Source organism: Alphaproteobacteria bacterium (genome assembly GCA_041396705.1).
In the GTDB taxonomy this organism is placed as follows: Bacteria; Pseudomonadota; Alphaproteobacteria; order CALKHQ01; family CALKHQ01; genus CALKHQ01.
This window is the reverse complement of sequence record JAWKYB010000006.1, coordinates 224,637-236,936: the sequence shown is the minus strand read 5'-3', so window position 1 is coordinate 236,936 and position 12,300 is coordinate 224,637. Positions and strand designations below refer to the sequence as shown.

Below are 12,300 nucleotides of genomic sequence, written 5' to 3'. Positions count from 1 at the left end.
GACGCTGTGTAAGCAGGTGCCGGACGGATCCTCAATGTGCAGGCGGGTGCGGGAGGGGCAGGGATGGCAGCGCAGCGATCTTTGGCCTGGGGCGAGCCGGCGCCGTGGTTCTTCGCCAAGGCCCCGGTCAACCCGCGCTTCGCCTTTTCCAGCCTGGGCGGCCGCTTCGTCGCCCTGTGCTTCTTCGGTCGCAGCGGCGAGCCGGCCGCGACGGCGTTCCTGGCGGCGCTGGCGGCCGGCCTGGGCCCCACCGACGACGGCCGTGTCGTCTGCTTCGGCGTGTCCGAGGACGAGGCCGACCTCGACGCCGCCGCGGTCGGCGCCGCCTTTCCCCACCAGCGGGTGTTCCACGACCCCGGCCGGGCGATCGCTGCGGACTACGGCCTGGTCGGCACGGACGGCGCGCTCGATCCGCGCTGGTTCGTGCTCGACCCGACGCTGCGGGTATTCGCTTCCGGCCCGCTCGACCGCGCCGACGCCCTGCTCGCCGCGCTGCGGGCGCTGCCCGACCCGGCGGCACACGCCACCGCCCAGCCCTGGGCGCCGGTGCTGCTGGTGCCGCGGGTGCTTGAGCCGGAATTCTGCCGCCGGCTGATCGACTATTACCGCGCCGGCGAGCCGGAACCCTCCGGCTTCATGCGCACCGAGGACGGGCGCACGGTCATGGTCAAGGACGCCGGCTTCAAGCGCCGCGCCGACGTGACCATCGGCGACGAAGGCCTGCGCGGCCATCTGCGCGAGGCGCTGCGCTGCCGGCTGGTGCCGGAGATCGCCCGGGCGTTCCAGTTCGAGGTGACGCGGATCGAGCGCTATATCGTGGCCTGCTACGACGCCGCCTCGCAGGGCTTCTTCAAGCCGCATCGCGACAACACCACCGCGGCCACCGCGCACCGCCGCTTCGCCGTCAGCATCAACCTGAACGCCGAGGAGTTCGCCGGCGGCGAGCTGCGCTTTCCCGAATACGGGCCGCGCAGCTATCGCCCGCCGACCGGCGGCGCGGTGGTGTTCTCCTGCTCGCTGCTGCACGAGGCGCTGCCGGTGACCGAGGGCGTGCGCTATGCCACCCTGCCGTTCCTCTACGACGATGCCGCGGCCAGGGTGCGCGAACGCAACATCGGCCTGCTCGAGGACGGCAAGGCGACCTACCGCGCCTGACGCGGCCGCGGTCCGATCGGCGCGACGGTGCGTAGAACCTCGCAGAGCACGCCCCGTTCGCGGGCGTCGCACAGCCGCGAGGAGCCGGTCCATGCTGAAGATCATCCTGTGGAGCGTCGGCGGTCTGATCGCCCTCTGTGTCGCAGGCGCCGTCGCCTATGCCGCCTATGTCGAGCTGACGACGAAGGAGCCGCCGTTCACGGTCGTGAAACGCGACGGCGATTTCGAGATCCGGGACTATCCGGCGCTCGTCGTCGCGACGGTCGACGCCGCCGGCGCGCGGCGCGACGCCGCGAACGACGGGTTCCGTGTCATCGCCCGCTACATCTTCGGTGCCAACCGGGCCACGACCGAGATCGCGATGACCGCACCGGTGCTGCAGCAGCCGGCCGAAGGCGTGTCCATCGCCATGACCGCGCCGGTCCTGCAGCAGGGGACCGGTCCGCGCGGCGACGACTGGCGGATCAGCTTCGTGATGCCGGAGGAGTGGACCCTGGACGCGCTGCCGGCGCCCGTCGACGCGGTGGTCGAGCTGGAGCAGGTGCCGGCGCGTCGGCTGGCCGTGATACGCTTCTCCGGCGTCGCCGACGACAGCCGGATTGCGGAGATGTCCGCGGCGCTGCAGGCCTGGCTCGACCGCGAGGGCGCCGCGCCGCTCGGCGCGCCGACCTATGCCTATTACAACGCACCCTGGATCCCCGGCTTCCTGCGCCGCAACGAGGTGATGGTGGAGATCGCGCCGCAGCGATAGCGGAGCCCGCACCCGCGCCGGCGGACCCACGCCCGCCGGCGCCCGCGCGGCGGGTCAGCGCTGCAGCACCAGGTGCGGCTGGCCGTCCGAGGTCTTCTCCAGCGTCACGCCCGCGCCGTTCACCACGCAGGACACCCGCGAGCGGAAGGCGGAGAAGCTGTCGAACCTGACCACGTCGACCGGCTCGTCGAACTGCAGCGTCAGCCGATAGCGGTCCGGCTGCTGCAGCGTCTGTACGCCGATCACCGCGCCGGCGAAGGGCTGGCCAAGATAGCGGCCGCGCACGTGCTGGCCCAGCGCCACCGGGCAGCGCGGGCGGTTGCCGACGGCGGCGTGCAGGGTGTTCCAGTCCTTGTAGCCGTGCTGGGCGGCCAGCAGCTCCAGCGCCTGGCCGTGGCCGATCTGGGTGCCGGCGGCGGCCAGCCTGGAGCGCAGGCGGCGGGCCTGGTCCTTCAGTTCGTCGATGGTCGGCAGGTGTGCGGACCCGTTCATGGTTCAGCCTCGCTCAAGCTTCGGCGCGGCGGAATGACGGTGCCCGCATTGCCATCGGACCGCGCCAGCTTGCGTGGGCGTCGCAACGGATCGTCGAAGGGCTTCACCACGGCAGGGCCGGCGGGCGGCAGGGGCCTTCTCCCGGCGCGGGTCATAGCGGCAGCCGGCGGCGGCGTCAATCCGTGCCGCGGCGCGGCGCACGGCGCGGGCTGACGCGGACGCGGCTATGAAGCGACGGCGGTCACCACATAGCGCTCCGGGCCGATCTCCTCGGAGTCGAACGGATAGCAGGTGACCAGCAGCAGCGTGGCCGGCGCATCGGCCGGGGTCGGGCCGCCGACCCGCGTGGTGCGGCCGTCGACTACCCGGGCGTCGGTGACGCGATAGGTGGTGACCCGGCCATCGCTGTCGGTCACCGACAGCGTCTCGCCGACGCGCAGGTCGCGCAGGAAGGCGAAATGGGTCTCGCGGTGGCCGGCGATCACGCTGATGCCGGGCAAGCCGGGGGCGACGCCGGCGAACAGGCCGGGGCCGTCCAGCAGCGAGTCCCAGTCGGCATCGGGCAGGATGTACAGGTCGACGCCGCGGCCGGCGTCGGTCAGCCGGGCGATCGGCCGCTCGACCGGGAGCGTTGCCGCGTCCGCCGCGCCGTCGCCGGGTGCGGATTGCCAGACGGCGGCAGCGCTGGTCTGCGCTGCCGCCGCCCGGTCTGCCACCGCCGCGGCCTGCCAGAGCTGGAACCCCCCAACGCTGATCAAACAGGCCGCGGCGCCGGCCGCCGCCCAGGCTGTCACCGTCCTGGGCAACGATCGGATAGGTCTGACGGCTTGCGCCACCGTCAGTCGGGCCGGCGGTGCCGGATCCCGGCGCGCCGGCGGGCGACGGCCAGCATCAGCGCGACCAGGGCCAGCGAGGCGCCGCAAGCGAGCAGGATCAGCGCGGTGCGCATCGACACCAGCTCGCCCAGACCGGTCGGGGCATCGCCCAGCAGGACCGGGCCGTCGTCGACGTCGACTTCCTCGTACGACACCATCGGTGCGGCGCGCATCGAGGCCGAGGCGTCCGCGCCGCCGCTGCTGAAACCGGTCGTCGGCGCCGGCAACGGTGCCTGCAGCGCCTCCTGGCTCGGGGACGGATCGGCCTGGTCGCGCTCGCGGGCGATGCCGCCGAACACGCTCTCGAACACCCAGCCGCGCGGCAGGTTGGTCTCGATCTGGAAGCTGGCGACGCGGGCGCCCTCGGGCACCACCACCTCGTCGGTCTCCGCCACCAGGCTGGTGTAGCGGCTGACCACCTGGTGGGCGAGCGCGACCTCGGTGACCGCGTCCTCGACCTCTTCCGGGTCGGCGCCGAAGGCGAGCGTGTCCATCAGCGCGTCGATCTTGGCATAGGCCCAGACCGCGCCGACGCCGGACGAATCCTCGGCGTCGCTCAGGCTGATCACCTGGCGCCACGGCTGGCCGGCACGCAGGCCGCCGACCACGATCGACTGGTCCGGGTCGTCGACGCGCATGGTGAAGGTCACCGGCTCGCCCTGGTACAGGTCGGGGATCGGATTCGGCCAGATCTCGGTGTCGGCCAGGTCGAACAGGCCGCCGCCGGCCGGCTTGACCGTCAGGTCGGTCATCACCGGGTTCTCCAGCTTGGTGAACAGCGCGTCCATCCGCTCCTGCACCTGGTTGGTGCTGCCGATGTAGGTGAAGGTGCCGCGGCCCAGCTCCGCCGCCTCGGTCATGAAGAAGCTGTTCGGCGCCGAGCCGATGCCGACGGTGAACAGGCGCGAGGCGCCGAGGCTGCGGTGGATGTAGTTGAAGATCTGCTGTTCGTTGCCGATCGAACCGTCGGTAATGAACACCACCTGGCGGACATAGCCCTCGGGCGCGTCGTCGTCGAGCGCAGCCTGCATCGCCTCCAGGATCTCGGTGCCGCCCTCGGCGCGCAGCGCCTGGACAAAGCCGATGGCCATGCCGACGTTGCGTTCGCTGGCCTCGACCGCACCGCGGAACAGGGTGCTGGCGTGGTCGTTGAACTCGATCACGTTGAAGCGGTCCGCCGGGTCCAGCGCTTCCAGCGCGATCTGCAGCGCGGCCCGGGCCTGGACGATCGACTCGCCGTCCATCGAGCCGGAGGTGTCGATCACGTAGATCACCTCGCGCGGCTGGTCGAAGTCGGTGGCCGCATCGGCCGCGGTCGGCATCACCATGACGTGGATGAAGTGGTCGCCGTCGACCGCCTCGTGGAACATGGCGGCGGTCGGCTCGCTGCCCAGCACCGGGCGCCAGTTCAACTCGAAGTCGCCGTCGGCGAAGTGCTCTTCGTCGCCGGCAAGGCTGACCGTGACCAGGCTGGCCGACTCGCGGATGTCGACGTCGTGGAACGGCGCGTCGACCGAGGCCAGCGGCATGCCGGCATCCAGGTGCACGGTCAGGGTGATCGGGTTGATCGGGCCGTCCTCGGGGTTGCGCACCGGCGGGGTGATCCGCCACCAGTCCTCCGGCGTCTCGCTGACCGGCTGCAGCTCGCCCAGGCTGATGCACAGCAGCGAGTCGATGGCCGGGCCGTCGTCGCCGTTGGCCGACACGCCGGTGATGGTGCCCTCGACCGTGCCGTCGGGGATGTAGCGCGGCGCCACCACCATCGGGAACCGCAGGCTGAACTGGCCGCCGTCATAGCCGGCGGTCTCCTGGTAGGTGATCTCGACGGTGATGCTCTCGCCCGGGCCGATGTTGGCGACCGAGGTGGTGAAGATGTTGGGCCGCTCCTGCTCGACCAGGCTGGCCTGGCGGCCGTCGGTCAAGGCCTGCTCATAGGCCTCGCGCGCGGCGTCGCGGGTGTCGATGCGGCCCTCGACCACGCGCTCGCCGACCATCATGCGCAGCCGGTCGACGGCCGCGTCCTCCGGCAGGGGATAGACGTAGACCGCCTCGGTCCAGAAATCGCCCGGATTCTCGAAGGTCTGGGTGACGCGGGTGCGCACGATCATGCCGTGCACGTCGATCACCACGTCGGTGTCGACCGTGGGCGCGCGGACCACGAAGTCCGGGTCGGGCGTCGCCATCCACAGCCCGGCCTGGCCGTCGCTGGGCAGCACCACCGGCTCGAGCTCGGTCGAGGCATGTGCCCGTGCGATCACCAGCAGCGGCAGGATCACGGCGAGCAGCGCGTTGACGATGACGATCAGGCGCAGGGTCCTGGAAAAACCGGCCTGGCTGCGCAGCCGGGCCCGGGTCGCTGTTCGGTCTGATCCGTCCAGCAGCGCGGCATAGACGTGGCGGTTGTCGCTCATCGGTCGCCTCCCTTGGCATCCCTCCGGCGGGCCCGCGAGCGAGCCCAGTGATGTCCGACGCCTTTGCAGTCCGCGGCGGCGATGCGCGCGGATGCTCTCCCTGCGGCTAAGCTGGCGAGACGGTGCGGCGGAAATCGGGGCGGAATGCGGCGAGACTGTGATTTGTCCCGCCGGCGGTGCGGCCGGTCTATTGCGCCGAGGGCGCGGCCCCGGGGTCGAACCGGGCCGCAAGGGCGGCGACGGCGGCGTCGTCGCTGGACGCACAAGGCTGCGGCAGCGCGCCGTTCTCCGGCACGAGAGCCGGTGCGTTGTCGACGCACCACATCTCGATCAGCGCGGCGAGACCGAGGGGCGACTGACAGAACTGGGCCGTCGCCGGCATGTCGGTGTCCGACGGCACCTGCCGCAGCAGGCGTGCGCCGGCGAGCAGGGCGCCGAACAGCAGCTCGGTCTCGGCATCCAGCATGGTGTCCGCGCTCCCGGTCGTGACGGCCGTTCGGTGCGGCGCAATGCCGGCGCGGCCGTTTCTCGACGACGGTTCTGCGGGATAATAGCCGCCGGGCACAGTATGTACGCCGTTGTAACGGTGTTTTGAGCCGCGGCGCATTGGCGATTGCGGGGCGGCCGGCGACGTGGTTTCGTGCGCCCGCCGAAGACGCAACCAGCCACGGACAACCCCCTGCCATGTCGTTTCTCGCCGACCGCCTCGACCGGATCCAGCCGTCGCCGACCATCGCCGTCACCACCCGCGCCGCGGAGCTGAAGCGGGCCGGTCGCGACGTGATCGGGCTCGGCGCCGGCGAGCCGGACTTCGACACGCCGCAGCACATCAAGGACGCCGCCGTGCGGGCGCTGGCCGAGGGCAAGACCAAGTACACCGCGGTGCCCGGCATCATCGAGCTGCGCGAGGCGATCTGCGCCCAGTTCAAGCGCGACAACGGGCTGGACTACACGCCGGACCAGGTGTCGGTCGGCTGCGGCGGCAAGCAGACCATCTACAACGCGCTGACCGCGACGTTGAACCCGGGCGACGAGGTGATCATTCCGGCGCCCTACTGGGTCAGCTATCCCGACATCACGCTGCTGAACGAGGGCACGCCGGTGATCGTGCCCTGCCCGGTGGAACAGTCGTTCAAGCTGACGCCGGCGGCGCTGGAGGCGGCGATCACGCCGCGTACCAAGTGGCTGATCATGAACAGCCCGAACAACCCGACCGGCGCCGGCTACAGCCGCGACGAGATCAAGGCGCTGACCGAGGTGCTGATGCGCCACCCGCATGTGTGGGTGATGACCGACGACATGTACCAGAAGATCGTCTACGACGGCTTCGTCTTCGCCACCGTCGCCGAGGTCGAGCCCGGGCTCTACGACCGCACGCTGACGCTGAACGGCGTGTCGAAGGCCTATGCGATGACCGGCTGGCGCGTCGGCTGGGCCGCCGGGCCGGTGGCGCTGATCAAGGCGATGAACAAGATCCAGAGCCAGGCCACCACCATGACCTCGACCATCAGCCAGTGGGCGGCGGTGGCGGCGCTGAACGGGCCGGAGGACTTCCTGGTCGAGCGCAACGCCGCGTTCAAGCAGCGGCGCGACCTGGTGGCCGGGGCGATCAACGCGACGCCGGGGCTGAGCTGCCCGGTGCCGGAGGGGGCCTTCTACGTCTATCCCTCCTGCGCCGGCGTGATCGGCCGGAAGACGCCGGACGGCCGGACGCTGACCAACGACCAGGATTTCTGCACCTACCTGCTGGACAGCGTCGGCGTGGCGGTGGTGTTCGGCGAGGCGTTCGGCCTGGGCCCGGCCTTCCGCATCTCCTACGCCACCTCGACCGCGGCGCTGGAGGATGCCTGCGGGCGCATCCGCAAGGCCTGCGAGGCGCTCAGCTAGCCGCCTCGCCGGCCGGGAAGCGCAGCACGGCCTCGAAGCCGGAGCTGCGCCCGCGCGCGGGCGACGCCAGTTCCAGCGCGCCGCCGGCCTGGCGCATGATCGCGTCGACGATGGCGAGCCCGAGGCCGGAGCCGGGGCCTGGGCGCCGGCGCGCTCGAACCGCCGGCGCAGCGTGGGCAGCACCTCGGGCGGTACCGCCGGCCCCTCGCTGGTGACGCGGATGGCGCCGTCGGCGTCGACCGCCAGCGTCACCGCGCCGCCGGCGGCGCCGTGGGCCAGCGCGTTGTCGACCAGATTCTGCACGGCGATGGCGGCCGCATCGACGTCGGCCCGCAGCACCAGCGCGGTGCGGCCACCGTCGGCGAAGCGCAGCCTGTCGGCGACGGCCGGCCGGCGGCGATAGTCGTCCGCGATCAGCCGCAGCGCCGGCATCAGGTCGGCGGCGCCGGGGGCGGTTGCCGCGCCGGCCTCGGCCCGGGCCAGCTGCAGCAGCTTCTCGGTCAGCCGGCCGAGCCGTTCCAGCGTCGCCACCATCTCCTGCGCCCGTGCCCGCGGCGGGCCGTCGTCGGCGGTCGCGGCGAGGCGCTGGGCCTGGGCCAGGGCCGCGGCAACCGGTGTGCGCAACTCGTGCGCGCTGTTGGCGGCGAAGGCGCGCTCGCCCTCCAACGCCGCGCCGAGCCGCAGCAGCAGCCGGTTGACGTCGGCCGCGATCGGCGCGAGCTCTTCCGGCAGGCCGTCGGCCGGGATCGGCGCCAGGTTCGCGCGCCCGCGCCCGCGGATCTCGCGCTGCATCGCCGCGATCGGCCGGCGCGCGGCCGCGACCGTGCGCCAGATCGCCAGCGCCGACAGCGGCACCAGCGCGGCCAGCGGGGCGAGGAGCCAGGCCAGGCTGCCTGCGATCGCCTCCCAGCGCTGGGCATGGGGCTGCGCCACCTGCACCGCCACCGTGCCGTCCGCCGACAGCGCCGTGTAGAGGCGGAAGCCTCCGGCGTCGGCGAAGCCGGGTGCGACGGCGGCGGCGAACGGCCGGGCGGGCGCGTCGGGCGAGCGGATCAGCAGAGCGCCGGCGGGGTCGCGCACCTGGTAGAGCAGATAGTCGGCGCCGTCCTCGTCGTCGTCCTCGTCGGCTTCGTCCCCGTCGGCTTCGTCCCCGTCGGCTTCGTCCCCGTCTGCCTCGTCTGACGCTTCGAACGACTCGTCCTCGCGTTCCAGCACCGGCGTGCCGCCGGAGTCGCCGGCCTCCAGGTCGTCCAGCACCAGCGGCAGCAGGCGGCGGGCCGATTGCGCCAGCGCGCCGTCGAACACCTCGTTGATCTCGTGATAGGCGGTCAGCGCCGAGGCGGCCGCGGCGACCAGCCACAGGCCGCCGAGCGTCAGGGTCAGGGTCGCGACCAGCCGGCGCGAGATGCTCCAGCGGCGCACCGCCTACGCCCCCAGCCGGTAGCCGACGCCGCGCACGGTCTCGATGAAGCCGCGGCCCAGCTTCTTGCGCAGCCGGCTGACATAGACCTCGACCGCATTGCTCTCGATCTCCGCGCCGAAGGCGTAGAGCGCGTCCTCGATCCGGTCCTTGGCCAGCGTCGCCTCCGGCCGCTGCAGCAGCAGGTCGACGATGGCCCATTCGCGCCCGGTCAGCACCACGTCGGTGCCGTCGAGGCTGGCGCGGCGCGCGGCCCGGTCGATGGCGACGCGTCCGCGGCGTACCACCGGGCTCGGGTCGCCGCCATAGCGGCGCGCCACCGCCAGCAGGCGGGCGACCAGCTCGTCCAGGTCGAACGGCTTGACCAGATAGTCGTCGGCGCCGGCGTTCAGCCCCTCGATGCGGTCGCTGATCCGGTCGCGCGCGGTCAGGATGATCACCGGCCGGCGGTCGCCGCGGGCGCGCATCGCCCGCAGCAGGTCGGCGCCGCGCCCGTCCGGCAGGTGCAGGTCCAGCAGCACGACGTCATAGGCCACCGCCCGCAGCGCCGCCTCCGCCTCGTCCAGCCGCGGCATCCAGTCGACCGCGTGGCCGGCGGCGGCCAGATGCTCGCGCACGGCGGCGCCCAGGTGCGGCTCGTCCTCGATCAGCAGCAGGCGCATGGCGCTCCTTCGTGCGGCTGCGGACCCTCGCCGGCAAAGCTGACGGGAAGCTGAAAACCGCGCGGTTCCGCCGTCAGGTTGCCGTCAGCCCGCCGGGCTATCGATGCGGCCGTCGTCAACCACAGCCATGAGGTTCCGAGATGCAACGCCTAATGCTTGCCGCCGCCCTTGTCACCGTTGCCGGCGCCGGCACCGCCGCCGCCGAGGAGATGGAGTGCAACGTGCCGGAGGCGCAGTGGCAGCCGCAGTCCGTGCTGCAGCAGAAGCTGGAGAGCGAGGGCTGGACCGTCCGTTCGATCGAGGTCGACAACGGCTGCTACGAGGTCTACGCGGTCAACGCCGAGGGCGACCGGATGGAGGGCGAGTTCAACCCCCAGACGCTGGCCCTGCTGGCCAACGAGGCCGAGGAAGAAGATGACGACGGCGACGGCTTCTGAGCCGGCAGCCGCCGCGGCGACGGTCCGGGTCTGGGACCCGGCCGTCCGCCTGTTCCACTGGGGCCTGGCCGCGAGCTTCGCCGTCGCCTGGATCAGCGCGGAGGAATGGCAGGCGCTGCACGAGTGGGCCGGCTATGCCGCCGGCGCGTTGATCGCCTTCCGGCTGGTCTGGGGCGTGGTCGGCACCCGCTATGCCCGCTTCGCCCACTTCGTGCCGACGCCGCGCGGCGCGCTCGGCTATCTGCGGGCGATCGCCGGCGGGCGCGAGGCGCGTCACCTCGGCCACAACCCGGCCGGCGGCGCGATGATCGTGGCCCTGCTGGTGGCCATGGCCGGGCTGTGCCTGACCGGCTGGATGCAGACCACCGACGCCTGGTGGGGCGTGCGCTGGGTGAAGCAGACGCACGAGCTGCTGGCCAACGGCCTGCTGGCGCTGGTCGGCCTGCACGTGGCCGGCGTGCTGCTCGCCAGCCTGCGCCACCGCGAGAACCTGGTCCGCGCCATGGTCACCGGCCGCAAGCGCCCGGCCGACGCCGGCGACGTCGTGTGAGGCTCCACGGGCAGCGCCCGTGGAGCCACCTGCTCGTGACCGGATCGGTGGAGAGCGAAAGCGGCCCGATCCATCCGGCCGTCCGCTTGCACCTTTCCGTTGAGTGCAATTTTGAGTATCATCGTGTGCGGGCTGCTTATGCAATTTGGGCCGAATTGCTATTCGACACTCAGCCTGGTTGTCTTGGCCGAATTTTCAGCCCGGCCCCATCGTTTGCAGGAAAGAAGAGGATTTTCATCATGCGTTTGAGTGGTATCTCGTTGATTCCATGCATTGTTCTGGCATGTGTCGGTGCCGTTGGCTGCCAGTCCGGCGGTCGGCAGAGCAGTGCTGCCCCGGACGCGACGGGTGCGTCGGCGGCGGCCGGGCTGCCAAGCACGCTGCCCGCCGATGCGGTCCAGTTGACCGGCGAGCAGATCCAGGCCGCGTTCAGCGGCGTGCGAGAGGACTATGCGGCCATCGATATCGCAGGCGTGACGGCCTCCGGCGTGTGGAATGCGGATGGGACAATGTCTGCGACATGGACCAACGGCTCGAATACCGGAAATGTGGCTGGCGACTGGTACGTCGACGGCGACATGCGCTGCATCCGGTTCTCGATCGGAAGCGGCGAAGGCGGCCGCAACCCGGAATGCACCACGATCTATGTCTACAATGACGGGTATCTCTCGGTGAATCCGGACGGCAGCCTGCACGGATACCACAGGAACACGCCGCTGTAGCCTGGCGGCTTGCGCGTGGCGCGCTCCGGCCGCATGGACGCGGCCGGGGCCGGCCGGTCTTCGCCCCCTTACGGCACCACCGTCTCGAACCAGTCCAACGCCAGGTTAGACCAGCCGTGCGGGATGGCGTGGCCGCCGTCGTGCAGGGCGAATTCCAGGGCGGTGCCCGGCGTGCAGCTGGTCCAGCGCCGGAGCCAGAACGGGCCGGTCGTGTCGAACGCGTCGGCGCGCAGGCGGGTGCAGCCGTTCTCGCGACGCCACAGCTGCAGGCCTTCGAAGATATCGCCCTGCTCGACCCCGCTGCGTAGCGGGCGACCCTCCAGCGGGACGGTCTGGTCGGTCCAGCCGTGGGTGTGCAGCAGCTTGACCGGGCCGGCGCAATCGTCTGGGAACGGGCGCCAGAACCCGCCGGCGATCGGGGCGAAAGCGGCGAAGTCGGCCGGCGCGCGACAGGCGAGGTACCAGGCCATCGACCCGCCGATCGAAAAGCCGGCCAGCAGCACGCGTGCCGGGTCGACGCCGAGGTTGTCGACCGCATAGGCGACGATCTGGTGCATGAACGCGGCCTCGTCGCGCAGCGGCGGCCGGAAGTCGCCGAACGACCAGCTGCCGCCGGTGCGCCCCGGCCGGACCAGCCCGTTCGGCGCGATGAACACATAGCCGCGGGCGACGATGGCATCGACCATGCCGCCGTTGCGCATCATCGCCGCGCCGGAACTGCCGCCGCCGTGCAGGAAGATCACCGCCGGGCGCGGCCCGCCGTCGTCCGGCAGCGGCGCGGCGACGTGGAAGGTGCCGAGCGCGACGGCGCAGGGCGCGTCGATCCCGCCGCAATCCTGGGCGCGGGCGGTGGACGCGCATGCCGGCAGCAGCAGGCCGGTCAGCAGCACGGCCGCGGCTGCGCGAAGCGCCCGCATGGTCTTGTGCACCTTGCAGCC

General features: G+C 71.9%; 13 protein-coding genes. 7 read left to right on the top strand and 6 right to left on the bottom strand.

Annotated elements, in window-relative coordinates; genetic code table 11:
- Positions 1-63: 63 nt before the first annotated feature.
- Together R3F55_10770 and R3F55_10765 are read left to right on the top strand one after the other, a co-directional pair.
- A complete protein-coding gene (locus R3F55_10770) occupies positions 64-1,155 on the top strand; it encodes a 2OG-Fe(II) oxygenase (GenBank protein MEZ5667894.1) in 1,092 nt (363 codons plus the stop codon).
- Positions 1,156-1,246: 91 nt separating this feature from the next.
- Positions 1,247-1,906, top strand: a complete 660-nt coding sequence (locus R3F55_10765) for a heme-binding protein (protein ID MEZ5667893.1) — start codon at positions 1,247-1,249, stop codon at positions 1,904-1,906.
- A 54-nt stretch (positions 1,907-1,960) separates the two neighbouring features.
- On the opposite strand, the gene R3F55_10760 is transcribed toward R3F55_10765, so the two are convergent.
- The 4 genes from R3F55_10760 to R3F55_10745 all read right to left on the bottom strand — a co-directional run bounded on the left by R3F55_10760 (position 1,961) and on the right by R3F55_10745 (position 6,150).
- Positions 1,961-2,398 (bottom strand): glyoxalase superfamily protein, encoded by a 438-nt coding sequence (locus R3F55_10760; GenBank protein ID MEZ5667892.1) that lies wholly within the window; start codon positions 2,396-2,398, stop codon positions 1,961-1,963.
- A 224-nt stretch (positions 2,399-2,622) separates the two neighbouring features.
- Positions 2,623-3,114 (bottom strand): class D sortase, encoded by a 492-nt coding sequence (locus R3F55_10755; protein MEZ5667891.1) that lies wholly within the window; start codon positions 3,112-3,114, stop codon positions 2,623-2,625.
- Positions 3,115-3,236: 122 nt separating this feature from the next.
- Entirely contained in the window at positions 3,237-5,684 is a 2,448-nt protein-coding gene (locus tag R3F55_10750; protein MEZ5667890.1) for a marine proteobacterial sortase target protein, read from the bottom strand.
- A gap of 187 nt (positions 5,685-5,871) precedes the next feature.
- Positions 5,872-6,150 (bottom strand): hypothetical protein, encoded by a 279-nt coding sequence (locus tag R3F55_10745; protein MEZ5667889.1) that lies wholly within the window; start codon positions 6,148-6,150, stop codon positions 5,872-5,874.
- Between the two features lie 218 nt (positions 6,151-6,368).
- Here R3F55_10745 and R3F55_10740 point away from each other — a divergent pair, with 218 nt between their 5' ends.
- Both R3F55_10740 and R3F55_10735 read left to right on the top strand, forming a co-directional pair.
- Complete coding sequence (locus R3F55_10740; GenBank protein ID MEZ5667888.1) at positions 6,369-7,571, top strand: pyridoxal phosphate-dependent aminotransferase; 1,203 nt, start codon at positions 6,369-6,371, stop codon at positions 7,569-7,571.
- Between the two features lie 270 nt (positions 7,572-7,841).
- Positions 7,842-8,753: a hypothetical protein gene (locus R3F55_10735; protein MEZ5667887.1), complete on the top strand. Its 912-nt coding sequence runs from the start codon at positions 7,842-7,844 to the stop codon at positions 8,751-8,753.
- A 243-nt stretch (positions 8,754-8,996) separates the two neighbouring features.
- Here R3F55_10735 and R3F55_10730 read toward each other — a convergent pair whose 3' ends face one another.
- Complete coding sequence (locus tag R3F55_10730) at positions 8,997-9,653, bottom strand: response regulator transcription factor (protein ID MEZ5667886.1); 657 nt, start codon at positions 9,651-9,653, stop codon at positions 8,997-8,999.
- 140 nt (positions 9,654-9,793) lie between these two features.
- Between R3F55_10730 and R3F55_10725 the strand changes: the two genes are divergently transcribed.
- From R3F55_10725 to R3F55_10715, 3 genes are read left to right on the top strand one after another with little or no spacing between them, the layout of a single operon-like run.
- A complete protein-coding gene (locus R3F55_10725; GenBank protein ID MEZ5667885.1) occupies positions 9,794-10,090 on the top strand; it encodes a PepSY domain-containing protein in 297 nt (98 codons plus the stop codon).
- On the top strand, positions 10,068-10,640 hold the full coding sequence (locus R3F55_10720) for a cytochrome b/b6 domain-containing protein (GenBank protein ID MEZ5667884.1): 573 nt from the start codon (positions 10,068-10,070) through the stop codon (positions 10,638-10,640). The genes R3F55_10725 and R3F55_10720 overlap by 23 nt, the downstream gene beginning before the upstream one ends.
- Before the next feature lie 35 nt (positions 10,641-10,675).
- Complete coding sequence (locus R3F55_10715) at positions 10,676-11,362, top strand: hypothetical protein (protein MEZ5667883.1); 687 nt, start codon at positions 10,676-10,678, stop codon at positions 11,360-11,362.
- A gap of 68 nt (positions 11,363-11,430) precedes the next feature.
- On the opposite strand, the gene R3F55_10710 is transcribed toward R3F55_10715, so the two are convergent.
- Positions 11,431-12,279: a PHB depolymerase family esterase gene (locus R3F55_10710; GenBank protein ID MEZ5667882.1), complete on the bottom strand. Its 849-nt coding sequence runs from the start codon at positions 12,277-12,279 to the stop codon at positions 11,431-11,433.
- Positions 12,280-12,300 lie beyond the last annotated feature (21 nt).